The sequence below is a fragment of the Pseudomonas sp. GW823-FHT02F05 genome, from assembly GCF_058797315.1.
Window position 1 is genome coordinate 113,632 of sequence record NZ_JBXAJM010000011.1, and the last position, 26,227, is coordinate 139,858.

Below are 26,227 nucleotides of genomic sequence, written 5' to 3' on the forward strand. Positions count from 1 at the left end.
CTGTTGAAAGGTTTCTGCCTGTCGCCACCTCCCGACTAGGATCGATTGCTACCCGTTGCCTCGAGTGCTTTAAGAAGATCACTGCTTATCATGGATGCAAAGCAAGGTTTTCAGATCGAATATAGGCTGGGATCAATGGAGTGCTATCTCGCAAGGTATTCCATTTGGTATTCCCACCAAAACACACAACCAATATTAACGAAATTAATCAACAAGATAAGACTCCGTTTCAGATTACCCCGGCCCACCACTTGATCAACTAAAGACGCCTGCGAGCGTCTTTTTTTGTGCCTCAAATCCAGCAAATACAGGGATTTCAGCGCCTGCGGTGTCCGCGGGCATCCAAGAACAGCGACGCTCTATGGCGTTCCAAATGGCATTCCAAGCCCAATAGGGCGATTTTTCGGAATGCCAACCCACTCTGGAATGCCAATGTACGCACATACGGTTCGCCTCTTTAACTCAAAGTAGCAGCGTGGTCTTTCATTCAGATTGATCAGTACCTTAGGCTGAAACAGCGGGCAAATACTGTATATAATCACAGGATAAAATCATATATCCGAAACACCTGGATCTGCCTCCTCACTCTTCAATACTATCGCTCGGTAGCGTCTGAAGAGAACAGCATAGGGCTGTGCTTAAGAGAGATCCCCCGGGTTTCAACGCGGCTGAAGGAGCTCAACCATGTGGGTACCACCTAGCGAATCCGATGCAATATTTCTAGATGAGCTCAACGACACATCTGACACCTGTAATCTCAAACCAATCCAGCCGTCAGGAGGCCCAACCCATTGTGATTGCTTGCGGGGCAACCCATTTTCCATCACTATTGCCCCCTCGGCGCCTACCGAGCTGCCTCTAGGCTGCATGCCGAGTAAGCATCAAGCAGTGGTGCCCCAAAAAGATCACCTTCATGCTGCCTATATACGCGCAAGCATAGGGCTTCGCGAGACGCTCCCTACCCTGACAACGACCGTATCCGGGCAGGAGCCCATGAAAAATTTCGAAACCCTCTCCTCACTACCCGCCCACGCGCAACCTTTGATGTTCGCAGATCTTTTTGCGGGCTGCGGAGGCTTATCTCTAGGTCTATCGCTCGCAGGGCTAAACGGCGTTTTTGCCGTCGAACGCGACAAAATGGCATTTTCGACCCTTTCGGCAAACCTGCTCGAGGGGCGTGACGTGCCTGCACCTCAATTCCAATGGCCCGATTGGCTGGAGAAAAAAGCCTGGGGGATCGATGAAATTCTTGAACAGCACCCAGTTAAACTTTCCGAGCTCAAGGGCAAAGTACATGTACTTGCAGGAGGCCCTCCCTGCCAGGGGTTCAGCTTCGCAGGGAAACGACTAGAGTCCGACCCCAGAAACCAACTGTTTGAGAAGTATGTGGAAATGGTCAAGGCCATTCAGCCTGCAGCTATTGTCTTGGAAAACGTCCCGGGGATGAAGGTCGCGCACAAAGCCAAATATTGGAAAGAAGAGCTTGGCGTAACGAAAGTGAAGCCCCACTCCTACTATGACAAGCTTGTAGAGAGCCTGAATAGGGTTGGCTATCAGGTCCATGGCCAAATCATTGACTCCTCACTCTTCGGAGTACCACAGAAGCGTCCACGCCTAATCGTAATAGGAATTCGCAAGGATCTTGCTCGTCATCTTCCCGGTGGTGTCATCCGAGCTTTCGAAATACTAGAAGAAGCAAGGTTGAACCAACTGCAGGAGCTTGGACTTGCAGAAATAGTCACTGCTTCAGAGGCCATTTCGGATCTGGAAATAAAGCACGTAGGGACCAGACCATGCCGTGATCCATCCTCTCGTACTGGCTTTCAAGAGCTCGCTTATAAAGGGCCTCGGACACATTACCAAGCGCTCATGCATCAAGGGTGCGGCGACTCCATGGACAGCGTGCGCTTAGCAAAACACAAGCCCGAAATCAGTGAGCGGTTTATGAGGATCATCCAAGACCCCGCGTGTATTAGGGGGGGCTTGATGAGCTTGGCCCAGAGAGAAAAATATGGTCTCAAGAAACATCGCATTTGCCTAATGCACGAGGAAAATCCGGCACCAACAATAACAACGTTGCCCGACGATGTGCTCCACTACAGCGAACCCAGAATACTGACCGTCCGAGAGTCTGCACGCCTGCAGTCGTTTCCCGACTGGTTCCAGTTCCGAGGAAAATTCACCACGGGCGGGAGCCAGCGTACTAAAGAATGCCCACGCTACACTCAGGTGGGCAACGCAGTTCCTCCTTACCTTGCAAGAGCCATTGGCCTAGCCATCGAATCGGTACTAAAAGAAGCCATGGCCACAGCTAGTCAACAAACAATCACTGAACAAGAACAAGAAATCTTAGCCATAGCTTGAAAACATAGGAGTGGAGGGGAATGGATAGCACCCAAATGGAAGGGGCGCGCTACCCCGCAGCCCTTGTCGACTGGGCCGGCCATCACTCGGGGGGAGTGAAGCGGCTTTTAGACAACGAAAGCGGCCAGCCTAACAAACTATTATTAAGGACAAGCCTTCTGGCTCGACTCCAAGCCTGGGCCGAAAAGCTTCCGGCCGACAGCACGAGCATCCCGAGGATTATCCTTCTGGTTGGCGGACCAGGTAATGGAAAAACCGAAGCGATCGAGTCCACTATCCACTGCCTAGACGCGAGCCTAGGCTGTGGGGGACAGCTCATCGAAGAGCTGTCAAAGGCGTTCCATCCATCCGCCGGCTTCAAAGTCCCAAGAATAGTAAGCGTCGATGCTGGAAGCCTTTCAAGATTCGATAGTAGCCTGAGCTTGGATATAGTTCAGGACGCTACTTCTACAGCCGGTCACGAGGGAAGCACTGCACCAGCACTCCTTATCGAGGAGCTCGGCCGGCTTCTAGATGGGCCACCATCCCAAGCTTACCTATGCTGCGTTAACCGTGGCGTCCTCGATGATGCGTTGATCCATGCTATCGACGATAATCTGGAAAAACCGCGCATCATCCTCGAGGCTATTACGAGGGCTGTGAGCCTAGCGTACGATGCCCCTTCATGCTGGCCACTCGAGGGCTTCCCATCGATTGCAGTCTGGCCAATGGATGCAGAGTCCCTTCTAGTCAAGCCTGACGACGAGACTTCGGCGCCAGCGGAAATCCTCATCGGCCAGGCCACTGCATCCGAAATGTGGCCCGCAAAGGGAGTATGTCCAGCGGGAGAAAAATGCCCCTTCTGTACCAGCCAGGCTATCTTAGCCAGAGACGAGCACCGAACAGCGTTGCTAAGGATACTACGCTGGTATGAGCTGGCCAGCGGCAAGCGTTGGAGCTTCCGTGACCTTTTCTCCCTTACCTCGTACTTGTTGGCTGGGCACCATCCTATAGTTCATGACTCAGCAAGACATACACACCAATCAACACCTTGCCAATGGGCCGAGAACCTAGTCGAACTTGACCACAAAGCAGCAGGCACAAAAAAGCACAACCGACAAACGCTCACTGCGATTTTTCACCTAGCAACGTCAAGCTACCAACATGCACTTTTCCATCGTTGGGACAAGGATGCAGCGACCTCGCTCCGCCGTGATCTCAAAGACTTAGGGCTCGAAAAGGAGTTAGATGCCGAAGCTGGGCGAACCCTGATGGGTCTTGTGCATTTTCTCGCAGAGAGAAAGACACATTACCTACCGGCTACAATTGCGCCATTGCTGGAAGGCCTTGTCGAGACCTTAGACCCAGCATTCGCAAGTCCCGACAGTCAGGTCGCCGTAAGTAGCCAGAGCATGATTAGCCTCGGCGACCTCGACATTCGCTTTAGTCGCTCCCTCGCCGGCGGAATAGAGTTCATCCGCAAATATAAAGTGTTATCGCGCAACGAGATTGAGCTACTCAAGCGACTCTCCAATGCAGATGAAATGCTTTCTATGCCAATTGTACGACGAAGGAGACCCGTCGCAGCCAGTCGTGTTCAACATTTACTTCGCGACTTTGCTTGCCGCCTAGTCCGCAGAAGCATTTGCACCCGAACGGCAGTAGTTGCCGATTTCAAGATCCTGCAGGCTTTCCAACTAGTCGTCGAACAGAATGACAAGCACCAGCTTTACGAGGTTGTGCAGCAAGTGAAGGGCCTGCTGAATACCGGTCAGGAATTCGAGGTCTCGCTAACCACTACATTTGGACAACCACTTCCACCTAAGCAACGTCAGGCGACATTGGTTGTGCCTCTACGTCAGGTCAGGATGCTGCCCCAGAACACTTCAGGACGACCTCGCTCCCCAATCTGTTACCTCGGGGTCGGCCATGTGCAATCGGCGCAACCAATCCCTCTTACCTATGACTTGTTCAAAGCAGTGAAGGAGCTAGAAAGGGGGTTATCCCCTGCCTCCCTCCCTCGTACAGTCTTGGCCCTATTGGATACAACAAAAGCTCGTCTTTCTGGTTCCATTGTCCGGGATGAGGAACTTCTCGAGCATGCCAAAATTCGTATCGGGTCAGACGGCACTGTAGTAGCTCGCTCATGGGATGGCTTAGTTGCGAGCAAGGAGGAGGTCGTATGAGCCTTATGGAATTCAAGCAAGCACCTTGGCGCTTCTCCAATAGCATTTATCAGAAGTCGGCCCTAGCTATGAGCCCTGCGCCGGAATACGCAAGTTCAGAGGTCCTGCTAGCCTCGCTCTACCGGACGATAGGCTTTGAATCAGCGAGCGAAGGCAGCGTGCCACAGGCGGGACGTGATCTAGATAGGCGCATACAGAAGCTTCGAGAAAAGAGCCAACTGCCGCCAATTGGAGCGGTAATTGGCGTGGATGCCTGGCATACCGTGCTTCACGGTATATTGGAGAGTCCAAAACTTCCTAACCAATCCTCTAAACGCTTTGTGCAGGTTACTCCTCTCGTACCAGGAGCAGCGATCTTCTCCGGCTCCGCTCGTCTAAGTAGCAACTCCTGGCCTGCCGGCAGCTTGATACGCCGGATGGTCTGCCTGGGTTCAAAGGATCAGGAGTCAGCGCAGCGCCTTTGGAAACATCTCTTTGACTCTCTAAGTGTCAATGATAAAGACGACTTCTTCGCCCGCTGGCTTGAGCAGGAGACATCGTCGTGGAATCAAGGCGGGGGTACATGGTCTCAAGTGCGGATTCCGGAAGAGGACGCGGCAACACTGACGGCATCCGACTTTCAGGAAATTCACTTCCTGCCAGCCAGACGATTTGCCAAAGACCTGCAAGCCATCATGCAGGCGAAAGACTCCATGACTCGCCGGCAATGGACTAGTTTATTAGAGGCTGTGTTGCGTCTAGGAGCAGTGTCCCATGTGACGTGGTTATGTGACGTCCACGCGAGGATTTGGAGCTGTCTCTCTACAGCACTTACCGAAGGCGCGGCGCCTAACGAGCAAGAGGTAAGGATCGCAATTTTCCCTGAGGCCCCGCAATACATGGCTTACGGCGGAAAGGCTCTTCAAGGTATCAAAGACAAGGTTTCCAGCTACCTAAACGCCAGGCTGGGGATCAATACGCTCCTTTGGTCACTCCAGCAAATAGGAGCCCCCTACGAGGGCGACTTCTCCTCAAGTAAAGGAATTGCCGCACTTTGCCAGCATATCCAAAACCATAGAAATACACTCCTTCGCGCAGGGACTCTCGAAACCATTATCGATATACGTGAGCAAGAGGCTCGCGCGTTGTTATGCAGGAAAGGCATCGGCTCGAATCTGCTCGAGTTCGCGAGGCACGCGCTAGGGCAACGCCAGACTGCAGTCCCGTTGCTCAGAGGGTATGACCAGGGATATATCCTCAAGAAGAAAGGGAGCAGTCCATCCAGTCCATGGATCGTATCCCTTGGACCTGTAGCTGTGTTGGCTCTAGTCCACTGCGCCCTCGCCGGGATGGGTGGACCTCGCTCAATCCATAGATTAGGGCTACATCTCGAAGCCTACGGCGTCACCGTAGATAAACACGATATAGCCAGGAATGACTTGGGCCACCAGCTAAGGATGCTCGGTCTTGTGCTCGATAGCCCAGATGCCGAGAGCGGCATGCTGCTATTGCCACCGTTCCACACGAGCCAAGTCCTTCAGGAATACGAACATGAATAAACTCGCAAACTGGCTCGCAACAATTGTCCGTGAAAAAGCGTCGGGTGCAACGCAGGGGCTTAGCGGCAAGAAATTTGAGTACCGGCTGATTTTCCGCGGCCCCCCCCTCGAGATTCTCGAGCAAGTGTACGAAGAGCTTGCTCGTGATGGGGGAATTCAAGTTATGTCTGGGATAGACGGTAGTATGGTGACTCTACCGGTACTGCTCCAGTATCCAACCGACCAGATGAATAGCCATAAGCTTCGTATCGGGGAGTCTGGCAAATGCGATAATGACCACTTGCTGGATGTACGAAATGATCCAAATAATTCCAGTTTCGTTGCGCTAGTTCCTGCAGGCCAGCACAACAATCTTTCGATCGAATCTTCAAGTGATGTCTTCGGCATGAGTGCCGACCTCGAAAAATGGTGGGACGACGGTTTCGTGCAGCAATCGGTAAATGTGGCAGTGCTCGTCGCAGGTATCGTAGATTCGCAGAGAGACGATGCGAAGCAATTAATCCGTGCAGCTGCAAACTCCATCGACGAAGTGGATTCAGAACACGCCAACCACGCCGCTTCATGGCGCATGCTATCTCGCATATTTTCGATAGAGACCGCCCAACTACATCTCTCACCTGGAAATGCGCTTGCTCTGGCATGCGGTCTCCCCCCAATGGCAGACAATGGGATCTCGTCGAAGGCCCAGCTCTCCGTCATAGATAAAATTGCACATGAGCTTGCTGATGGTTTCAAGACTGGTATTGAACGTCTAGCACACGGTGCCCCTGACGATATTGTTCAAGCTCTTCGAGAGTTGCTCCACCACCTTCAAACAAGCTGCGACGTACCTACAGCCTTTGAACGAGCAACCCAAGCTTTTTATTTGCCAGGGAAAACTCTATCGCTAGTTTCTCCGCCCCATTGGTGGACGCTACTAACTATAGAGCAATGGACTGATCTGCTTGCCGACGAGCCCGATGAAGTCATCGGAGAGATCAGCATTCGATGCACGAATAGTATTATTCCCGCAACCAAGGGTTTACCAGCGATCGTGCGCGACAAGGTAGAACTAGCCGTCTCTACGAACGAAAGCGGTCAACCAGAAGAGTTTCTACTGACCGGAGGTTCCTATGGTAAGGCGCCAACCCCGTTACAAGCATCCTCTAGCGGAATTAATGAATACACAGATCGTTTCCCTCCCGCACATAAGGCACCGATAACCTATAAGGTTGCCTCTACGGGGTGTAAGCCTGCAAGTATCCGGGTTATTTCCTTAATAAACTGGAAGCCCGGGATACTGGTAACCTGCCGGCTAGCGACAAAACTGTCACCGCCTAAAAAACCTAGTAAAAAGACTGCAGCGATGGACTGGGAGACATCCCTTTCGCTACCCGGTTCAGGTCGATATGAGCTGCGACTCCATCTGTCACCAGGTGCTACCGTTGGCAACGTGGAGGGAATGCCGGACGACGCTACTGAACTAGAAGGACAGCAACAACCCCTCGACGCGCGCCTCGTAGGAGAGGATGAATATCTAGTAGAAGTGGAGGCCGACGGTAAGTACCAACTAGATATAGCCTTCAATCTCTTGGACGAGACCTCCCCTCAAACTTGCAGAGTTTACCTTGCTTGCGATGAGGCAAAGGAGGAAGGCTGCCGGAGCGAGTTCGAGCGCCTGATCAAGTTGAACCGTCGACATCTCGACAAGTTCGATACCAAGGCCGTCGTGCATCTGGACCGGAATGCGCGAGCTTCAAGCTTGCAGTCTTGGATACTAGAGGAGCAGAACGTAGCCGAATCGTTCAGACCTCTAGTGATAGCAGATGACTACGTATCTAGTTGGGTTCCACCCAACTGGAATGCCACTAATGGCCCCATTCTCTCGCAAGGCCGCTTCCTTCATGATCCGCGCCCCAATATCCTGAACTTCCAGCCACCAAAGGGATTCGTGGAAACTCGCCAAGAGATTGCAAAATACATACGAGGCGAAGATCAAGCGGGGCTCATCGAGTCTGCTACGCTAGGAGCCTGGCTCTCGGAAGACACTGAGTTTCGCGTTCTCGCCGAAACCTATCTCGATGCTTACATGTCCTGGCTCGACACTGACCCGGACATTGCTTGTTGGATAGATACCGTTGCAGTCTGCTCGCTAGAACTAGACGGACGAACCCTGAGTAGAATTCCAGAAGCAATCATCCTTTCCCCCCTTCATCCATTACGACTTGCATGGCATTGTCTTGCTCAGAAAGTCCTACGGGACGAGGTGGAAGGCGATTCACCCTTGCCTTGTCCGGCGGCAAGTATTTTTGACCCAGATTGTGTTCCCGACCTGCTGACCATCTCGCTTCAGTCCCCGAGTGGCGTTGAGCGGATAGACTTCTTGTCCGTCGAATGCAGTTCCGACTACTGGTCTGTCCTTTGGAATGGCTCTCGCCTGGGCCAGCTACCAGCCCGTACCCGCCGCCCCCCATTCGACAACACCTTCGGCCTAACTGTCGGCGGTATCTCAAGTGGATTCAGCCCCGCTCAGGTTTCGCGCGCACTCGACGATGTAACCAACCTTCTTGCAGCAAAGCCCATTATCAGTCTAGTAGTGTCTAGCGCAGGTGGTACCACTGATGCCTGCAACGAAGGTTTGACCAACTGGTGTACAAAGCGGTTCGGTAACGGAGGCGCGAACACACCTATGCAAAGCGTCGGTGCGAAGATTTTGGAAGTTTTCGATACTAGGCTTTCAGGAAGGCCTGACCAGGCTACGATCGCCAACCTCTCCGAGGACACCGATAACCACGTTCGCTGGTATGACAAACAACCGTTAGGCGCCACGCCGGATCTAGGCATCATTGCACAACTGGATTCGGCAGAACCTGGTTCCAAGGAGGTAGGCATGCTCTCACCGATAGGCGTTGGCGGCCTAATCAGACACAGAGTCAGGCGTCAGCTTCAAGGCTCATTCCTAAGCGAATCCCGTCAAGGCCGGCAGATGCCTCCCTCTGGCGAACAATTCGCCGACAAGGTTTCAGCATGCATGCTTATGGTTGAAAGGATGAGGGACAGTAAGGTTGGACTGCAGTTCTCGCCTAGCGTCCACGCAGTGTCCGACATGCTTAAGGAAAATAGCGCCGGCTATGTTGCAGTATCGTCCTCTGCAATTGACCCAGCTTGTTTTTTGGGTGGCTGGATCGAAGGCACTTACCTGTGGGACTACGATCTCCCTTCGTACTCCCATCGCGCAGGCGATACCAGCGGCTACTACCTCTTGTCGCAGGTCAAGCAAGCCGATCGTGATGCCTTACGCCGTGTTCTGAAGCCCCTTCCAGAATGCGACAACTTAGACGACTCAAAGATCGAGCAGATTCTTCTAGAGGTCGCTAGGAGAGGAATCCCCACCGTTCGCGGTCTCTCCGGGGACGATACAGGCGCTACAGGCGACCTGGGCCTATTCCTAGCGGTCCGACTTCTTCAAGACCAGTTCCGGACCGAAGGAAACCTGAACAGCTTGTTACCAGTGCTCGCGGGGTCGCCAGAGGAGATCACAATCGCGATAATCGTTCCCGTCGACCCGTTCAGAGGTTATCTTGCCGACCTTGCACGCTCGCTAGGCAAGGAGCGCAAAGAAACCTCCCTTTCACGCCCCGACTTGCTTGTAGTAGGCGTGCGAATCAGCAACGACAAAGTTCATCTGCATCTGACGCCGATAGAGGTCAAGTGCCGCCAAGGAAGCGTGTTCGGAGCCAGCGACTCCGTCGAAGCCCTTTCTCAAGCCAGAGCACTCTCACAACTCTTGCAAGCCATCGAAGATCGCGCCAATAAATCTTTGGCATGGAGCTTGGCCTACCAACATCTACTACTCTCGATGATTGGCTTTGGCTTACGAGTCTACAGTCAGCATCAGGCAGTAGAAGGACAAGCTACCCGCTGGGCCGGGTACCACGAGCTAATCGCCGCAGCGATCCTCGATCCTGACTCGAGACCTACTCTAGACTTACGGGGAAGACTTATCGTCGTAGACGAATCAAGCCTCAGCGGCCCACATAATCGTGACGGCGACAATTTCGACGAGACGATTGTCATTTCAAGCAAGGATGCAGGCCGTATCGTACTCGACAGTGATCCACAGTCGTTCTACGACGCCGTGCGGGCCAAGGTGGGCAACTGGGGATTATTACCTCCCTTGTTAGCCCAGGCTACCAGATCGCCTCCTTTCGACAGTTCTGCGGCGGAAAGCGAGTGGTCGGTAAACCCTTCGATAACTTCGAACAACGAACCCGTTATGCAGTTAATCAATGAAGAAACATCCTCCAGCAATGCAAATGGAGAGATCGCACCTTCCTTGACACCTGACGAGTTTGGCGCAGGCGTGATCCTCTCCGTAGGCAAAACAGTTGATGGTTTCGAGCCAAGACAGCTAAGCCTGAACATATCCGATACTCGACTCAATCAGTTGAACATCGGTGTGGCAGGTGATCTCGGCACAGGTAAGACCCAATTCCTCAAGTCACTTATCCTGCAGATATCCAGAGCCAGTGATGCAAACCGTGGGATCAAGCCACGCTTCTTGATCTTCGATTATAAAAGCGACTTTAGTAGCCCGGATTTCGTAGAGGCTACCGGGGCAAAGGTGGTGAAGCCCTATCACCTTCCTCTAAATCTCTTCGACATCACCGGAATGGGGGAATCTTCAGCACCATGGCTGGATCGCTTCCGGTTTTTCGCAGATGTCCTCGACAAGGTTTACTCGGGAATAGGTCCCGTGCAGCGGGACAAACTCAAAGCAGCCGTCCGTAACGCGTACGAGGCAGCTAATGCTCAAGACCGCCAGCCTACAATCTACGACATCCATGCAGAGTACAGAGAAATACTTGGCGGGAAGTCGGACGCACCAATGGCAATCATTGACGATCTGGTGGACATGGAGGTGTTTGCAAAGGCCAAAGGGGAAACAAAACCTTTTGACGAATTCTTCGATGGCGTTGTGGTGATATCCCTAAGCTCCATGGGACAAGACGACCGCAGCAAGAACATGCTCGTTGCCATCTTACTAAACATGTTTTACGAGAACATGCTCAAGGTACCCAAGCGAGCCTTTACTGGCACAGACCCGCAGCTCAGGGCGATCGACTCCTACTTATTGGTGGACGAAGCTGACAATATCATGCGTTACGAGTTCGACGTTCTACGCAAGCTGTTGCTACAGGGCCGGGAGTTTGGAACTGGCGTGATACTGGCATCCCAATTCCTTAGGCACTTTAAGGTCGGTGCGACCGACTACAGGGAACCGCTACTATCCTGGTTCATCCACAAGGTACCAAACATCACGCCTGCCGAACTGGGAGTCCTCGGCTTTACATCGGATCTTGCAGAGCTATCAGAGCGTGTGAAGACGCTACCTAATCATCACTGCCTCTATAAATCTTTCGATATATCAGGAGAGGTAATTCGCGGTCTACCTTTCTACGAACTGGTTAAGGAGGGAGATGAAAGCCCAAAATAGGAGCTCTCGATCTGGAGGTCGGGTATGACCGACTTCCTCTCTCCTAAGGAGCGGTCAGAAAGGATGGCCCGAATTAAGGGGAGTAACACTCGCCCGGAGATAGCACTGCGTAAAGTGTTGCATAGTCTCGGTCTGCGCTACCGTTTGAATGGGTCAGGTTTGCCCGGCAAGCCTGACCTTGTATTTCCCCGATACAAGGCCGTGGTTTTTGTCCACGGCTGCTTCTGGCACCGGCATTCCAACTGCAATATTGCCACGACACCGAAAAGCAATACAGCATTTTGGCTAGAAAAGTTCGAGAAGAATGTCGCCCGGGATAATCGGGTGACATCGTATCTAAAGGCATTAGGATGGAAAGTATTCATCGTTTGGGAATGTGAGGTGTGTTCTACCAAAAAAGCAAATGCCGCCGGAAATCGACTTGCAGCTTTGATGCGAAAAGAATAAATAAGCATCACTCCAAATCGGCATCACCTTTTGCGAAACAATATTGAACACCAATATTTAAGCGCCCACTTTTACCCAGCAATAATAGCTTCTTTTAAAGCAATAGCATCTTTAAGTTTTTTACCGTATTCTTTTCGATCAATGGAATAGTGGACACGGCGATGACAGTTTGGACAAAGTGCAGCGACATTTGAAGGTAAATCTGGTCCTTCATCGGCAAGCCGAGTGAGATGGTGCACTTCAAGAAACCCTCGCCCATCGGGACGAGTGAATGGAGCGAAGGACCCGCACGCTTCGCATTGCCCATTTGATCTAAGCGATGCGTAGACGTGAACTGCAGCACTCCTATACCTATACTCCGCCATGCTTATCCGAGGCTCGGACTTAGTGGCAACTATAGACGTTAATCGATACTGAATCTCCCGTAAGTCACCGGAAAACTCTAAATCCAGATCACTTTTCTCATTATAATAATAGTACTTTTCTTCACCGATAGGCAGCAGGCGAAAACGCCATAGCTTATCCCCCTGACGACTACCATCAGTCGGCAAAAACTGGTCAAAACCTGAAACATTAAACTGCCCACAATAGGAAAACAATTTTCCATAGTTGCCTCGAGCCGCCACTTCTCTCGCAGTTGGTTCTCTCGTAGTAAAGAGAAGAACGGAATACTTTCCAGAAGAGAGCTTTGAGTTCGCGGAATTACTCAGAGATTGGTTACCCGTGCGGCCTTGGCCAAAATACCACCAAGTACCGTCAGAGAGGCGCTCATCCGAATAACCAGCTTTCTTACCGCCTCGGCCTCCCGATGTACAAATAAGACACCCTGGCTCTTCGCTCCCCCAAAGAACACCTGACTGCATCTGCCTGCTGCCTATGAACTCAAGGAGGCGGGATCTTTCATACTCTTGACCAATGACGAACGGGGACATTTTTACTCCGAAACCAGGGATAATTTTGTATCAACATACGTGAAAATAAACCCGCCCCGAATAAAAATATCAATACGCCACTATGCAGTGGCTAAAAACTTGAAAAAATGCACTTCATTTGACCACCCACTGAACGATTAGCCAGTCCGTGAATCGACTGGTTGACTCCAAGCAAAAGTAGTCATTCAGCTCCTAGGAAGTTCGGGGTGCACCAAAGCTTTACTCCACCCTGTTCCAATAGATCGCACGACAGCGTCAGTGTGCCACGGACGTTTTTTTTGTAGCTGGCATTCCATCACCCATACTGCTAGTGTCAACCTAATGACTACCCATTGCCTCACCTCGACAACCACCACCACGACCGCATCAAGCGGAGCGTGCGAGGTGTCGTGAAGCAATAACAAACGAACTTCAAAGGCCCGCCAGCGATGGACAGGGCCTTTTTTATGCCCTTGTGTCGCTGGTTCACACGCAAGGAGATGCCCCCATGTACGCCCTGTTGATACTGGATATCCAAGTCGGACTCATCCACGGTCCGGACAAACCCTGGCGTTGCGACGAGCTGTTGGAAACCCTCAATACCCTGATGGACAAGGCCCGCAGCGCAGGCGCGCCGATTTTTCTCGCTCGCCACATCGGCCCCGCTGGCTCGCCAATCGAGCTGGGCAGCCCGCTTACGCTGATTGCACAGGAACTGAAGTTGCTGGGTGGGGAAGTGGTGTTCGAAAAGCGTCGGCCTAACGCTTTTGCAATGACTGACCTGGCGGACAATCTACGCTCCAGCGGCGCTACCGGCGTGGTAGTCACTGGGATGAAAACGCAGTACTGCGTCGACAGCACCTGCCGTGCCGCGCGTGATCTTGGCTTCGATGCGGTGCTTATCGCCGACGGTCATACCTGTTCTGACACGCCCTTGATGAAAGCCGAGGCCATCGTGGCTCATCACAATGCCACGCTCAACGGGCCGTTCTGCCAGTTGGTTCAGGCTGAGGACTGGAGCTTTTAACAGAGCCTGACGACAGGGGAAGGTCAACAGGGCCATGCTTCGGAATTTTCCCGCAAGATGCCGAGCTGTCGGTGAACTAGCGAACTCAGCCCAACAAGCCTAGCCTCCCCCTGTCGCTGCAAAATCAGCGACCGGGTTTAGCAGCTCGGTTAATATCAAGGCCTGCAAAGCCACCATCCGTTCGAGCGATGCGTTCTGCATCCGCTGGTTCGTGTCATGGCGGCTGTGCGTGGGGCACTTTCGGGTGCGCCGGGTTCCTTGATTCCTGGTCTGCTAACCCGCGTACGGTCGCCACCCTTTTCGTTTAGCAGCGATGTCTGGCGACTCCATCAATCAAGGAGTTTCAGCCATGAAAAAGATCACCCCCAATCCCCCAACCACCCTCTTCACCCTCGCCGAAAACATCCACCCCGAAACCCTGCTAATCCAAGCCAGCGAAACCCTCGCGTCCCTCAACGCCATGACCACCGACCTGGCTTTCGAACTTGAAGGCGCGCACCGTCACAAGCTGCTGGCCGCTCAGCAGTTGATCGTTTTGGGCGAGTTACTCGTAGAACGCGTCTTGAACACCCAACCATTCACTACCCAGACGCCACAGCCCTAAAACACGAAAACGGGCGAGCTGCCTCAGCGCATCTCGCCCGCTGGCATCCCCTCACACTTCCCATTACCCTGACGGCCTTTATCAGACAACCGGAAGTCAGATACCCGTGCTCAAGCCCTTCGCCGTCATCGCCCTCACCGTCCTGCCCTTACTCGCCACCGCCGCCGAGCTGGCCGGGGTTTGGCAAGGTACTTTGGGCAAGTCCGCTATCACCGTCTGTTTCAACGGCGCCGACGGGGAGCATGGCAGTTATTACTACCAGCGCATCCGTACCCCGATTCAACTGACCCAGGCCAACGACAACGCCCCTTGGGTGGAGGAAGGAAACACCGGTTTCTGGGCCCTGCAAAAACCCCAGGCCGATACCCTTTCGGGCGCCTGGAGCAAAACCGACGGCGGTGCGCCGCTGCCACTGGCCCTGCGCCGCATTGGCACGGACGGCTGCGGCAGCGATGCCTATAACGCGCCCATGGAAGCCGCGCCGCTGCCGATCAAGACCGAGAAGAAAACTTTCCACAACCACACCTACCAGCTCAAGACCCAAGGCCCCCGCGTCACGCTCAAGCTGGAGGGCGATGGCCCGGCGGTGCAGAAGATCAATCAGCAACTCGCCGCCCTGGCCGTCAATGACGAAGATCTAACCGACTATTTTTATGAGCGGCGTGAATACCTGGGTCGAAACGGCTCGGTCTATACCAGTGAGATCGAGGTTGAGCCTGCCTATTGGTCATCGCAATTTCTCACCGTGCGGTTCTACCGCTGGGCCGCAGGCCAAGGCGCCATGGGCATCAGTTGGGGCCTGCACTCCTGGAACCTGCAAACCGGCGAGAGTGTGGACCCATGGGCCTGGCTCGGCGGCCATCAGCAATGGCATGACGCCTATTCCGGACACTTGAAGCTGCCGGCCGCCTTCAGCACTTGGCTGGCCAAGCAAACCACCACCGACGAGGGCTGCCCGGCGATCACCGATTACTCCAACTTTCACCTCAGCTTCAACACTCAGGGCCTGCAACTCTCGACACCGGCCAATGGTGACGGTTGCGACAACGACTTGGCCTTCACCTGGGAGCAGTTGGCGCCGGTGCTGACCGCACAAGGCAAAGCGGCGGTGCCCAGCTTGAAAATGCCCTGACGCGCCGGAGAAAAACCCTACGGCCGTTCACCAAAGGTTAAGAATCGCGCTCGTATACTCCCTGACTACCCATGACCGGTCGCCCGATCGGTCTCATGCCTCGGTAGCCAGACTCCATGACGCGCCCCGCTCCCCTGCTGCTCTTGCTTGCTGCTCTGTTGTTCTTCTTCGCCCTCGGCAACCACGAGCTGCAAGGCTCTACCGAAGCGCGGGTGTCCGGGATCGCCATGGCGATGCACCTGGACAATGACTGGGTGGTGCCGCGCCTGTTTCGTGAACCCTTCCTGGAAAAACCGCCCCTGAGCCTGTGGCTGGACGCTGGTGCGATTCGCCTGTTTGGCGCCAGCACCGGGGCGGTGCGCCTGGCGTCGGCGTTTGCCGGGTTGTTCAGTGTGATGCTGCTGTACGGGATGCTGCGGCGGTTCGGGCGGCCGCAGACGCTGGCGTTCAGCGCTGCGCTGATCCTGGCGACCATGGCCAGTTACTGGGGCAATGTGCGGGGTGTGGGTGAGGACTCGTTGCTCAGCCTCGGTGTCACCGCTGCCCTGCTGGGGTTTTACCAGGCGGTGCGGCCCGAGCGTGAAGGGTCGAGTACCTGGGCCTGGGCGTTGTTTACCGCCGGGATGGTCATCGCCACGTTGAGCAAGGGCGTGTTGGGCCTGGCGATGCCGGGCATCGTGATCTTTGTGTACTTGCTCAGCACCAGCCTGATGGATAAACGCCTGCGGCTGGGCGATTGGCTCAAGCCGGCGCTGTTCACCTTGTTGGCGTTGGTGCCGTTGCTGATCTGGCTGGGCTTTCTGTTTCAGCGCGGCGGGATGCAGGCGGTGGGTGAAGTGTTATGGACCAATAGCGTCGGGCGCTTCAGTGGTTCGTTCGTAGAAGCCGGGCATTACGAGCCGTTTTACTATTACCTCGCGAAACTGCCTGAAGCCTTTTTGCCCTGGAATATCCTGGTGTACCTGGGCCTGTGGCACTTCCGCAAAAGCCTGCTGCGCAACCGCTACCGGTTGTTTTTCAGTGTGTGGCTGGTGGCGCAGTTCACCCTGCTGACCCTGGCTTCCAGCAAACGCACCGTGTATTTGATGGCGCTGACGCCAGCCGCCGCGGTACTGGCTGCCGAATATGCGCGGGTGCTGCTGGAGTGGGCCAAAGACCATAAGCCGGGGCTGTACCGCTACCACCGGCAGATCATCGGCGGGGTTTTCAGTCTGGCGATCGCCTGCTACCTGAGCGCGGCGTTCTGGTTTGCACCCAAAGCCGATATGCGCCATTCATTCGTACCCGTGATCAGTCAGATCCAGACCCTGCAAGACGAAGGCAGGACGGTAGCGATGTACCAACCCAACGAGCGCATCGACGGCGCCAGCGTGTTCTACCTGCAGGCCTACTTGCCGATCCTGAACACCGAAGCCGAACTGCGCGCCTTCCTCAGCGCCAAGCCCGGCAACGTTGCATTGACAGACCACACCGACCGGCTGAACAAGAAGGTTACGGTGATCAAGCAAATGGCGGTCAACCGCCAGCCTTATTACTTCGTGGAGCAATAAGGCCAGCGCGGGGTATCAATGCTTGGTGAGTTTGTCCAGGTAGCCCATGGCAAACGCCGAGACCACGAAGGTCATGTGGATGATCACGTACCACATCAGGTGCTGTGGATCGACGTTCTTGGCGTCCATGAAGATGCGCAGCAGGTGGATGGAGGAAATCGCCACGATGGAGGCCGCCACTTTCATCTTCAGCGACGAAGAGTCCATGGTACCCAGCCAGTTGAGCTTTTCCTTGTTTTCGTCGATATCCAGCTGCGAGACGAAGTTCTCGTAGCCGGAAATCATCACCATCACCAGCAAGCCGCCCACCAGGGCCATGTCGATCAACGACAGCAGCAGCAGGATCACTTCGGCTTCCAACATGGTGAAGATGTTGGGAATCACGTGAATGATTTCCTGGAAGAATTTCAGCGCCAGGACCAGCAAGCCCAGGGACAGGCCCAGGTAGATCGGCGCCAGCAGCCAACGCGAGGCGTACATCGTATTTTCGATAAAGCGTTCCATTGAATCTCACACAGCTTGGCTAAAAATGGCGCCGAGTATACCAGCCGCCACCCGGCCCCTGTCACCGCGAGAAAACTGACCCAAGTGGCATCTGTAAGAGAATTTTTCTGCTAGTGTCGAGGCCATTCACTCGGCTCGATGATGTCGGACAGGAAAACTCAGATGATGGATGTGCGATCCCCTTTGGCCACTCTCGGCCTGTGCGCGGCGTTGCTGATGGCCAGCGGCTGCTCCCCCAAAGAAGAGCAGAAGCAGGCGACCCTCGAAGAGAAAACCACAAAGTTCGAACAGTCTCTGGACAGCATCCAGGATCCCAAGCTGCGCGATGCCATCGCCGACCTGGGCGGCTCGCTGCTGTTGCTGGAGCGTGCGCGCGTCAAGCTCGCCAGCAAGCCCATCGAAGCCGAGTACGGCGAAGATAGCCTGGCCCTGCTCAAGCATTACCCTACGCCCCAAGCGCTGGTGGACAGCTACATCAATGGCCTGTTCGTGCTGCGCAAAACCTCGCACTCCGACTACCTGACGGATTTGCAGCCGGTCTTCCCGTTCAACTTCAACGCGCCGGACCAGTTCCCCTTCCCCCATGGCCTGGAATGGCAGTCGGTCACCCTGAGCAACAATAAAGTCATTCCCTTCCAACCGGAATGGTCAGAAACCGACCCCGGCATTCAACTGAGCCCCAGCAGCTCCAACCTGACCAACCCCGACGACCTGACGGTGACCTACCCGTTTATCGAAGGCATCGAGACGGAAAACAAGAGCCAGCCACAACCCATCAGCCTCAAGGGCGCGGTGGAGGTGGTCACCCCGGGCAAGGTGCTGACGTTCGACCTGACCAAACAAGACGTGGGCCATAAACGCACCGACGGCAACATCACCCTCAACCTGCTGACGCTGGAAAAGAACTACGCCGAGATCGAATTGACCAACAGCCAGCCCCTGGCCGCCGAAGTGGGCGATGCGTCACCCAATCCGCTGCTGGTGCAGGCACGGGACAGCACCGGGCAGTTTCTGACCCGCTCAGGCTCGATCAACGAGAGTGCCGCGCAAGTGGCGTTCTATGAAAAACAACTGGCCGAGATGCAAAAACAGACCGCGTGGTCCGATGCCTTCGATAAACAGCTCACCGACGCGCAAAAAGCCTTCGAGCGCCAGCAGACCAGCCATTACGCCAAGGTGTATTTCAACGGGCTGATCGATAACCTGCAGGTGAATGTGCTGGATTTCTCCAAGGCCACGGTCACCCGTAAAGACCTGGACCTGCCGGTGATGCGCTTTGACAGGAACAGCCTGCAAAAGACCGTACAGCCCCTGCCAATGCCGGTCACGGTGTATGACGACGGCGCCACCAGTTGGCTCAAAGATGCCTCGATGACGGAGGACCAACTGAAAAACAGCGTCACCATCAGCCAATCGACCGAAGACGCCAGCGCCGCAAAAATCGTGTTCGACCACCCGTTCACCTTCAACGACGACCTGGTCGGTGCCGAGCGCAACAACAGTGACGCGCCTATCACCTTCTTCACCGCCGACGACAAGGGCGAGCGCGGCGAGCCTATCGAGCTGCCGACCGAAGCGTTCGAGCTGAACGCAGTAAGCGGCACGCTCACCTACGACCTCAACCTGTTCCCGGAAACCCCGGCGTTTGTGGTGGGCTCGGTACCGTTGTTTCTGGCCACCATCGAGAAGGCCACGATTGACGCAGCCAAGCTGCCCAAGGGCCTGTCGCTCAAGGACAACGCGCTGATCGTCGACCAGAAGGACTTCCCCGCCGACAGTTGGCGCTTCTATGCCAAGGATGCCAGCGGCAATTACCTCAAGGAGATTCTCGGTGTCAGCCACCGCGCCGAGGAATACGGCACGGCGATGTTTGACGTGCATTACTTCTACGGCCAGCCGACCACGCTGGAAAGTTACCAGCGCACCGACCTCAGCACCGTGCAGTACGGTTTTGAGGTGAAGCTGGACAGGCCTGAGAGCAAATAGCCCTGGGTGGACGCGGAGCGTCCGGGGCGGCGTTACCACGCGGAGCGTGGGAACGATCCTCAGAGGGCTAGTCGCTCCTGGCCGCCATTGAGTTGGCGCAGATGGGCCTGCAGGTGCAGGCACCAGATCTGCGGCTCGTCCATTTGCTCGTAGCCGTGCAAGGTCAGGCTATCAACGATGGTGCCCAGCATGCGTTCTGCCACGAAGGGCCCATGGAACGGGCCCTGGGATTTGACAGTGGAAGGCTGCTCGCCCGACATGCCGGCGGCAAACAATAGCGTCCACATCCCGTTATCCCCGGCAAGAGGGCGAATGGAGCATTCGATACGGGTGACCAGGCCCAGGCACTGGCGAGTAAGGCAAAGGTTGCGCGACATGGCGGCGCCCCTCGGTAGATCGGTGTTCAGCCCCAGCGCAAGGCGAAGCTGTTTCTATCCTGCGACTCCTGTGGATATCCCTGACTCTGAGAATAGAATAAAAACGCGACAAACCAAGGTTGTAGGGACCAACGGGCGTTGGTCCCTGAGGGTCGAGTCAATTTTGTGGCACGCTAAACGTTCCCAAAAACACCACGGACCAGTGTGGGAGCTGGCTTGCCTGCGATGACAGACTCACAGCCAACCTCCCAGTTGACTGATACACCGCTATCGCAGGCAAGCCAGCTCCCACCTTGACCGAGTGATGACAGCAATCAGGTCGGCTTGGCTTCTGCCAACGCCTGCTGCGCCAGCTCTTTTTCCGCCTCCTTCAAATCCTCCTCACTGATCATCTCGGCAATCGCCCGCAAGCGCTCCACCACCCGCGCATTCACGGTGCCTTCCGGGAACTGCCCCTCGGCGTCCGGCTCACCGGCATCCTCGCCCACCAGCAGGCTCAAGGCCTCATCCGCCTGGCGTACCGCATAGATGTGGAATTGCCCGGCACGCACGGCCTGCAACACCTTCTCGTCGAGCATCAGCGTGGCCACGTTGGCCTGAGGGATGATCGCACCCTGCTCACCGGTCAGCCCGCGGGCTTCGCAGAGGCGGAAGAAGCCTTCGATCTTCTCGTTGACCCCGCCCACCGCCTGCACTTCACCAAACTGGTTGATCGAGCCGGTGATTGCAAAGCACTGCTTGAGTGGTGTCTTCGACAAGGCCGAGATCAAGGTGCATGCCTCGCCCAGGGACGCACTGTCGCCGTCCACATACCCGTAGGACTGCTCCAGGGCAATACTGGCGGAGATGGCCAACGGGAATTCCTGGGCATAGCGGCTGCCCAGGTAACCGGTGAGGATCATCACGCCCTTGGAGTGAATCGGCTGGCCGAGGTTAACTTCGCGCTCGATGTCGACAATACCGCTACCACCTGGGTACACCGTGGCGGAAATCCGCGCCGGCACGCCGAATGCCGAGTCGCCGACCTCCAGCACCGTCAAGCCGTTGCACTTGCCCACAGCGGCGCCGGCGGTGTCGATGAGGATGACGCCGGCGAGCATGTCGTCGAGAATCCGCGCCGACACTCGGCCGGTGCGCGTGGCCTTGGCCTTGAGGGCGCGCTCGATATGCCCGGCATCGGTCATTTCGTCGCCGGCCAGGTGGCGAATAAAGTCCGCCTCGCTGACCAACTGGAACAGGTCGCCAATACGCGCCGACAAACGGCCCTGATGTTCGGCCAGGCGTGCGCTGTAAGTCGCCAGGCGCGCCACCGCGTCCGAGGTCAGTGGCGCCATGCCTTCTTCGGAGGTACGGGTTTTGAGCAACTGGGCGAACTGCTCCAGGCTCTCGTCGACCATGGGGATGTCTTCGTCGAAGTCCACCAGTACGCGGAACATCTCCTGGAAGTCCGGGTCGGCGTCTTGCAAGGCGTAATACAACTGGCGCGAGCCGATGATGATCACCTTGACCTGCAAGGGAATCATCTGCGGGTTGAGGGTCACGGTGGCCAGGCGGCCGAGTTCGCCCAAAGGCGATTCCATCTTCAGCTTGCGCGATTGCAGGGAACGCTTGAGCGCATCCCACACAAAGGGCTCGCTGAGCATTTTTTCGGCTTCCAGGATCAGGAAACCGCCGTTGGCGCGGTGCAACGCGCCGGGACGCAACTGGCGATAGGTGGTGTAGAGCGCGCCCTGGTCGGTGCTGTATTCGATGCGGCCGAACAGGTTGTCGTAGGTCGGGTGCGGTTCAAACACCACCGGCGCGCCACCGTTGACCGAGTGGCCCACTACTAGGCTCGGGCAGTATTGTTCTTCGAGCAGCTTGCGCGCCTGGGCGTCGGTCTTGGCGTCGTCCACCAATTGCTCGACCACGGTTTTGAGCAGGTATACCTGCATGGCTTGCAGGTAGCCACAGACCCCGGCGTTTTCTGCGTATTTTTCCGACAACGGCGCCAGCAAAGGCTGCAGGGCCAGGGTGATGGTTTCTTCGTTGAACTGGCGCAGCTGGTTGTTGGACTCACGCTTCCACTGCGGCAGGCTGGCCAGCTCTTCGTTGAGGCGCTCTTCCAGCTCGGAGATATCGGTGTGGAAGCGCTCGCGATCGGCTTCCGGCAGTTGCGAAAACTCGGCTTCGTCCAGCGCCTTGCCGTCGAGCATCGGCGTAAAGGCGATATTGGAGCTGTCGCGGTACAGCGCCACGTCTTTTTCCAGGGCCAGGCGCTCGATCACGTCCAGCGCTTTGTCGTAGCGCTGGTTGAACGCCCGGTCGATGGCGCTTTTACGCTGTTGATAAGTCGGGTGCTCGAACACCGCCGGGAAGGTGGCGACCAGGTTATCGACCAGGCCGTTGATATCGGCAATAAACGCCGCGGCGGCGCCACCTGGCAATTCCAGGGCGCGGGGCTCGCGGGGCTCATCGAAATTATTCACATAAACCCAGTCCGCCGGGGTTTGCAGGCGCTTGCCTTCGGCTTTCAGGTAGCGTTTGACGAACGAAAAGCGGCCGGTGCCCGGCTCGCCCATGACAAACACGTTGTAACCGGGGCGTGGCATGGCCACGCCGAACTGCAAGGCTTCAACCGCACGTTCCTGGCCAAGCACACCGCGAAAGGGCTCCAAATCATTGGTGGTCGAGAAGCTGAACTGTTCAGCGGAGAAAGGGCGAGTCAGCGCTTCGGGCGCTAGACGCAAGCTGGCAGCAACAGGATCAGGCATCGGGCTTCCTTACATCAGGCGGGGCAGATGGGGCATTCTGGCTCCCGGTTGAGCGCTCTGGCAAGGCGCGCTTTCGGGAAAGCATAGCCACCGCACGCGTCCTGCAAAAAAATCGCCCGCCACTGAATGTTTATAAAAAAACACGGAACCCTGGGAACGTGCCTAAACTCCAAACTGCGCGGGTTGGACTAATAACTGGCCCCTAGGGTGCGTTGAGCACCTGAACCCTTGTCCATTGGTTTGCACACAAAGAGAACAAAGCTATGAAACGGATCCTTCTTGGTACTCTCTTCACCGTCGTCTCCCTCAATGCAATGGCAGAAGCACCAGGTGGCCCGAACTGCGGTTGGGGCAACATGTTGTTCGAAGGCCAGCGCGGTACTCCGGCCCACTTCCTCGCCTCCACCACCAACGGTACTTCGGGTAACGCCACCTTCGGCATGACCTCGGGCACCAACGGTTGCAGCACCAACAGCGCCCTGACCTACGGCGGCAAGTCCTGGATTGCCATGAATGGCATGATGAACGAGCTGTCCGAAGACATGGCCAAAGGCAACGGCGAAGCGCTGACCACCTACGCGGTGGTACTGGGTGTTGCGCCGGAAGATCGCGATCACTTCGCGGCCGTGACCCACGAGCACTTCCAGCAGATCTTCAGCAAGGCTGACGTGACCGCTGACGACGTGCACAACAACACCATTGCCGTACTGAAAAGCGATGCCCGTCTGGCGAAATACGCAACCCAGGCTTAAGCTCGACCTGCCCGCGCCTTTCGAGGCGCGGGTTTTATTTTTTCGACCCGCCCACCTTGGGTCTTTTTTTCCGTCCGACTTAAGTAGCCTCCATGCTCAAACGCCTCGCTTGCCTGGCTCTCTTCGCCTGCGCCCCGCTGCATGCGGCACCGCACCTCGACGATCAACGTTTGCAGCAACTGGCCAATGATCCGTTCTGGCTGTCGCTGGGGCACTACGAAGCCGGCAAAGTCAGTGGCTGGCGCAGCTACGTCAGCGACAAGAAATTCTTCCTCGCTCCCGATGGCGCACACCATCCGGACGCCGAACTCAAGGCGACCGTTGATGCGCTGTATGCACCGGCCAGCCTGGGTGAAAAGCACGCCCAGTGCGTTTACCCCGCCCGTACACGCTGGCTCAAGGCGCAGTTGCAACTGAACGACCTGCCCGCCCTGGAGTGCAAAGAGTTCACCCAATGGTTCAAGGATGTCGCGCCCCATAGCGCGGTGATGATCTTCCCCGCGGCCTACCTCAACAGTCCGTCGTCGATGTTCGGCCACACCCTGCTGCGCATCGACCAGGCTGACGTGCAAAGCAACAACACCGCGCTGCTCAGCTATGCGATCAACTTCGGCGCCTATATCGAAGGCTCCGACAACAGCATCCTCTATGCCTGGAAGGGCCTGATGGGCGGCTATCCCGGCCTGTTCGCCCTGGTGCCCTATCAGGAGAAACTCTCGGAATACCGCAGCCTCGAAAACCGCGATTTGTGGGAATACCGCCTGAACCTCACCGAGGTCGAGACCAAGCGTATGGTCGAGCACGTGTGGGAGCTCAAGCAGATCCAGTTCGATTACTTCTTCTTCGACGAAAACTGCTCCTATCGCCTGCTCGAACTGCTGCAAGTGGCCCGCCCTGGCCTGCGTTTGACTGAGCAATTCCCACTCACCGCGATCCCTACCGATACCGTCAAGGCGGTAAAGGACGCAGGTCTGGTCGAAAAGATCGACTATCGCCCCTCGCGTGAACGCGAACTGCTCGAACGCGCCAAGCCGCTGGACGGCGATGAGCAGCAGTGGGTGTTGAAAGTCAGCGATGACCAGAAGCAACTGCAAGAGCCTGCATTCAAAGCACTGCCCCGCGAGCGCCAGGCACTGATCGTGGATGCTGCTTACCGCCTGGGCCGCTACCGCGCCAATGGCCTGGAGCGCGATGCGACACGCTCCCAGCGCAGCTTCGAACTGCTGCGTGCGATCAACCAGAACCCGGCGCCAGACCTGAAGATCACCCCGCCTGGCCTGCCGGAAAATGGCCATGAGTCGCGCACCTGGCAAGCCGGCATCGGCACCCGCGGCGACAAAGCCTTCGGTGAATATGGCCTGCGCATGGCCTATCACGACCTCAACGACAACGCCGAAGGCTTCCCCTTGGGCGCGCAGATCGAAATCCTGCAAATGAAACTGCGCCAGTACGAGGGCAATCACTGGCAGCTCCAGCAACTGGACCTTGCCACCATCCGCTCGCTGACGCCGCGCAATGCGCTGCTGCAACCCTGGTCGTGGCAAGTCACCGGCGGCCTGGAACGCGTACCGGGCAAACACGACGACGAAACCCTGGTGGCCCACGTCAACGGCGGCGCCGGTGGCACCTGGCAACTCTCCGACGACATGCTCGGCTTCGCCCTCGGCACCGTGCGCGTGGAGCACAACAACGACTTCAGCGAAGCCATCTCCCCGGCCGCCGGGTTCAACACCGGCGTGCTGTGGAAAAACCCGTTGGGCAACCTGAGCCTGGAAGCCAAGGGCGATTTCTTCACCAACGGCGAAGTGCGGCGCAGCATCAGCCTCAACCAGCAATGGGAACTGTCGCGCAACCTGGGCCTGCGCCTGAGTGCCCAGCGTGAGTACAGCCACCTGTCCACGCCAGTGAATGAAGTGATGCTTGAGCTGAAGTGGTACCACTACTGATTAATGAGTGCGGGCTTGCTCGCGATATACGGTATATCAGCCAAGGTTCAAGTGACTGACGCACCGCCATCGCAGGCAAGCCAGCTCCCACAGGTTTTATACTCGGCCCACAACTTTCTGACCTGCCTTTCACACCGCCCCAACAAATCCCCTTCTAGACTTCCCTTATCAGCCGTAAAACGGCCAGGGAGTACGCCATGTGGCGGTATGCGGTCATGCTGTGCGCGGTGGTGGGGTTGTCGGGTTGCCAGTCAACCCATCAGGAATTGCTGGCCAAAGGTTACCCACCCGCCTTCGCCGATGGCTTCGACGACGGTTGCAGCAGCGGTCGCCAGGCCGCTGGGGTGATTACCGGGGCGTTTCGCAAGAATGTGCCGCGCTACCTCAAAGACCGGCCATACGCCGAAGGTTGGGAAGATGGGTTTCGTCAGTGCAAGGCCATGCGCGAAAGCCAGGAAATGCGCGATTACGAGGAAAACCGCAGGGACGACCGCGAACACGATTGGCAGCAGGAAAAAGATCGTGACGCCGCCAAAGCCTATCGCTCACGCTGATCGTTCCCACGCTCCGCGTGGGAATGCCGCCCTGGACGCTCCGCGTCCGCTCGCGAGGTCGTGACGCGGAGCGTCACAGGATGCATTCCCACGCGGAGCGTGGGAACGATCAGCGCCGGTGGGAACGATCAGGCAGCGAAC

At 56.1% G+C, this 26,227-nt stretch carries 17 protein-coding genes; 13 read left to right on the forward strand and 4 right to left on the reverse strand.

Features of this window, described 5'->3' with window-relative positions:
* Positions 1–684: 684 nt before the first annotated feature.
* Genes AC1RAC_RS14930 through AC1RAC_RS14950 form a run of 5 tightly spaced genes read left to right on the forward strand, consistent with a single transcriptional unit; the run spans position 685 to position 11,990 of the window.
* On the forward strand, positions 685–2,364 hold the full coding sequence (locus AC1RAC_RS14930; protein WP_492616718.1) for a DNA cytosine methyltransferase: 1,680 nt from the start codon (positions 685–687) through the stop codon (positions 2,362–2,364).
* A gap of 20 nt (positions 2,365–2,384) precedes the next feature.
* Complete coding sequence (locus tag AC1RAC_RS14935; protein WP_492616719.1) at positions 2,385–4,529, forward strand: hypothetical protein; 2,145 nt, start codon at positions 2,385–2,387, stop codon at positions 4,527–4,529.
* The gene (locus AC1RAC_RS14940) at positions 4,526–6,067 is read left to right on the forward strand and encodes a hypothetical protein (protein WP_492616720.1); all 1,542 of its coding nucleotides are present in this window, start codon (positions 4,526–4,528) and stop codon (positions 6,065–6,067) included. Before AC1RAC_RS14935 ends, AC1RAC_RS14940 begins: the two co-directional genes overlap by 4 nt.
* On the forward strand, positions 6,060–11,543 hold the full coding sequence (locus AC1RAC_RS14945) for an ATP-binding protein (protein ID WP_492616721.1): 5,484 nt from the start codon (positions 6,060–6,062) through the stop codon (positions 11,541–11,543). Before AC1RAC_RS14940 ends, AC1RAC_RS14945 begins: the two co-directional genes overlap by 8 nt.
* Positions 11,544–11,567: 24 nt before the next feature.
* Positions 11,568–11,990 (forward strand): very short patch repair endonuclease, encoded by a 423-nt coding sequence (locus tag AC1RAC_RS14950; RefSeq protein WP_486081845.1) that lies wholly within the window; start codon positions 11,568–11,570, stop codon positions 11,988–11,990.
* A gap of 71 nt (positions 11,991–12,061) precedes the next feature.
* Here the strand turns inward: AC1RAC_RS14950 and AC1RAC_RS14955 are convergent, their stop codons facing one another.
* Positions 12,062–12,922 carry an HNH endonuclease gene (locus AC1RAC_RS14955; RefSeq protein ID WP_492616722.1) on the reverse strand — a complete coding sequence of 287 codons (861 nt, stop codon included), beginning with the start codon at positions 12,920–12,922 and terminating at the stop codon, positions 12,062–12,064.
* A gap of 487 nt (positions 12,923–13,409) precedes the next feature.
* On the opposite strand from AC1RAC_RS14955, the gene AC1RAC_RS14960 reads away from it, so the two are divergent.
* The 4 genes from AC1RAC_RS14960 to AC1RAC_RS14975 all read left to right on the forward strand — a co-directional run bounded on the left by AC1RAC_RS14960 (position 13,410) and on the right by AC1RAC_RS14975 (position 17,214).
* On the forward strand, positions 13,410–13,928 hold the full coding sequence (locus AC1RAC_RS14960) for a cysteine hydrolase family protein (RefSeq protein WP_197900567.1): 519 nt from the start codon (positions 13,410–13,412) through the stop codon (positions 13,926–13,928).
* Positions 13,929–14,277: 349 nt separating this feature from the next.
* The gene (locus AC1RAC_RS14965) at positions 14,278–14,532 is read left to right on the forward strand and encodes a DUF6124 family protein (protein ID WP_014719993.1); all 255 of its coding nucleotides are present in this window, start codon (positions 14,278–14,280) and stop codon (positions 14,530–14,532) included.
* 106 nt (positions 14,533–14,638) lie between these two features.
* Entirely contained in the window at positions 14,639–15,664 is a 1,026-nt protein-coding gene (locus AC1RAC_RS14970; RefSeq protein ID WP_492616723.1) for a hypothetical protein, read from the forward strand.
* A gap of 116 nt (positions 15,665–15,780) precedes the next feature.
* Positions 15,781–17,214 carry an ArnT family glycosyltransferase gene (locus tag AC1RAC_RS14975; RefSeq protein ID WP_492616724.1) on the forward strand — a complete coding sequence of 478 codons (1,434 nt, stop codon included), beginning with the start codon at positions 15,781–15,783 and terminating at the stop codon, positions 17,212–17,214.
* A gap of 15 nt (positions 17,215–17,229) precedes the next feature.
* On the opposite strand, the gene AC1RAC_RS14980 is transcribed toward AC1RAC_RS14975, so the two are convergent.
* Positions 17,230–17,718, reverse strand: a complete 489-nt coding sequence (locus AC1RAC_RS14980; RefSeq protein WP_014719996.1) for a TIGR00645 family protein — start codon at positions 17,716–17,718, stop codon at positions 17,230–17,232.
* 162 nt (positions 17,719–17,880) lie between these two features.
* On the opposite strand from AC1RAC_RS14980, the gene AC1RAC_RS14985 reads away from it, so the two are divergent.
* Positions 17,881–19,704 (forward strand): hypothetical protein, encoded by a 1,824-nt coding sequence (locus AC1RAC_RS14985; protein WP_492616725.1) that lies wholly within the window; start codon positions 17,881–17,883, stop codon positions 19,702–19,704.
* A gap of 59 nt (positions 19,705–19,763) precedes the next feature.
* Here AC1RAC_RS14985 and AC1RAC_RS14990 read toward each other — a convergent pair whose 3' ends face one another.
* Together AC1RAC_RS14990 and AC1RAC_RS14995 are read right to left on the reverse strand one after the other, a co-directional pair.
* Positions 19,764–20,081, reverse strand: a complete 318-nt coding sequence (locus AC1RAC_RS14990) for a PA4575 family protein (RefSeq protein WP_003194269.1) — start codon at positions 20,079–20,081, stop codon at positions 19,764–19,766.
* Between the two features lie 314 nt (positions 20,082–20,395).
* The gene (locus AC1RAC_RS14995) at positions 20,396–22,834 is read right to left on the reverse strand and encodes a Lon protease family protein (RefSeq protein WP_014719999.1); all 2,439 of its coding nucleotides are present in this window, start codon (positions 22,832–22,834) and stop codon (positions 20,396–20,398) included.
* Between the two features lie 263 nt (positions 22,835–23,097).
* On the opposite strand from AC1RAC_RS14995, the gene AC1RAC_RS15000 reads away from it, so the two are divergent.
* The 3 genes from AC1RAC_RS15000 to AC1RAC_RS15010 all read left to right on the forward strand — a co-directional run bounded on the left by AC1RAC_RS15000 (position 23,098) and on the right by AC1RAC_RS15010 (position 26,086).
* Positions 23,098–23,586: a DUF3015 domain-containing protein gene (locus AC1RAC_RS15000; RefSeq protein WP_003194274.1), complete on the forward strand. Its 489-nt coding sequence runs from the start codon at positions 23,098–23,100 to the stop codon at positions 23,584–23,586.
* Positions 23,587–23,678: 92 nt separating this feature from the next.
* Positions 23,679–25,532, forward strand: a complete 1,854-nt coding sequence (locus AC1RAC_RS15005; RefSeq protein ID WP_492616726.1) for an Lnb N-terminal periplasmic domain-containing protein — start codon at positions 23,679–23,681, stop codon at positions 25,530–25,532.
* 197 nt (positions 25,533–25,729) lie between these two features.
* Complete coding sequence (locus AC1RAC_RS15010) at positions 25,730–26,086, forward strand: hypothetical protein (protein WP_072448317.1); 357 nt, start codon at positions 25,730–25,732, stop codon at positions 26,084–26,086.
* The last annotated feature ends 141 nt before the right edge of the window (positions 26,087–26,227 follow it).

What these genes read in the sequence shown, in the direction of transcription:
- AC1RAC_RS14995 (WP_014719999.1), bottom strand. Translation starts at nt 22,834, where the DNA reads ATGCCTGATCCTGTTGCTGCCAGCTTGCGTCTAGCGCCCGAAGCGCTG.
- AC1RAC_RS14980 (WP_014719996.1), bottom strand. Translation starts at nt 17,718, where the DNA reads ATGGAACGCTTTATCGAAAATACGATGTACGCCTCGCGTTGGCTGCTG.
- AC1RAC_RS14990 (WP_003194269.1), bottom strand. Translation starts at nt 20,081, where the DNA reads ATGTCGCGCAACCTTTGCCTTACTCGCCAGTGCCTGGGCCTGGTCACC.
- AC1RAC_RS15010 (WP_072448317.1), top strand. Translation starts at nt 25,730, where the DNA reads ATGTGGCGGTATGCGGTCATGCTGTGCGCGGTGGTGGGGTTGTCGGGT.
- AC1RAC_RS14975 (WP_492616724.1), top strand. Translation starts at nt 15,781, where the DNA reads ATGACGCGCCCCGCTCCCCTGCTGCTCTTGCTTGCTGCTCTGTTGTTC.
- AC1RAC_RS14935 (WP_492616719.1), top strand. Translation starts at nt 2,385, where the DNA reads ATGGATAGCACCCAAATGGAAGGGGCGCGCTACCCCGCAGCCCTTGTC.
- AC1RAC_RS15005 (WP_492616726.1), top strand. Translation starts at nt 23,679, where the DNA reads ATGCTCAAACGCCTCGCTTGCCTGGCTCTCTTCGCCTGCGCCCCGCTG.
- AC1RAC_RS14960 (WP_197900567.1), top strand. Translation starts at nt 13,410, where the DNA reads ATGTACGCCCTGTTGATACTGGATATCCAAGTCGGACTCATCCACGGT.
- AC1RAC_RS14965 (WP_014719993.1), top strand. Translation starts at nt 14,278, where the DNA reads ATGAAAAAGATCACCCCCAATCCCCCAACCACCCTCTTCACCCTCGCC.
- AC1RAC_RS14930 (WP_492616718.1), top strand. Translation starts at nt 685, where the DNA reads ATGTGGGTACCACCTAGCGAATCCGATGCAATATTTCTAGATGAGCTC.
- AC1RAC_RS14955 (WP_492616722.1), bottom strand. Translation starts at nt 12,922, where the DNA reads ATGTCCCCGTTCGTCATTGGTCAAGAGTATGAAAGATCCCGCCTCCTT.
- AC1RAC_RS15000 (WP_003194274.1), top strand. Translation starts at nt 23,098, where the DNA reads ATGAAACGGATCCTTCTTGGTACTCTCTTCACCGTCGTCTCCCTCAAT.
- AC1RAC_RS14945 (WP_492616721.1), top strand. Translation starts at nt 6,060, where the DNA reads ATGAATAAACTCGCAAACTGGCTCGCAACAATTGTCCGTGAAAAAGCG.
- AC1RAC_RS14985 (WP_492616725.1), top strand. Translation starts at nt 17,881, where the DNA reads ATGATGGATGTGCGATCCCCTTTGGCCACTCTCGGCCTGTGCGCGGCG.
- AC1RAC_RS14940 (WP_492616720.1), top strand. Translation starts at nt 4,526, where the DNA reads ATGAGCCTTATGGAATTCAAGCAAGCACCTTGGCGCTTCTCCAATAGC.
- AC1RAC_RS14950 (WP_486081845.1), top strand. Translation starts at nt 11,568, where the DNA reads ATGACCGACTTCCTCTCTCCTAAGGAGCGGTCAGAAAGGATGGCCCGA.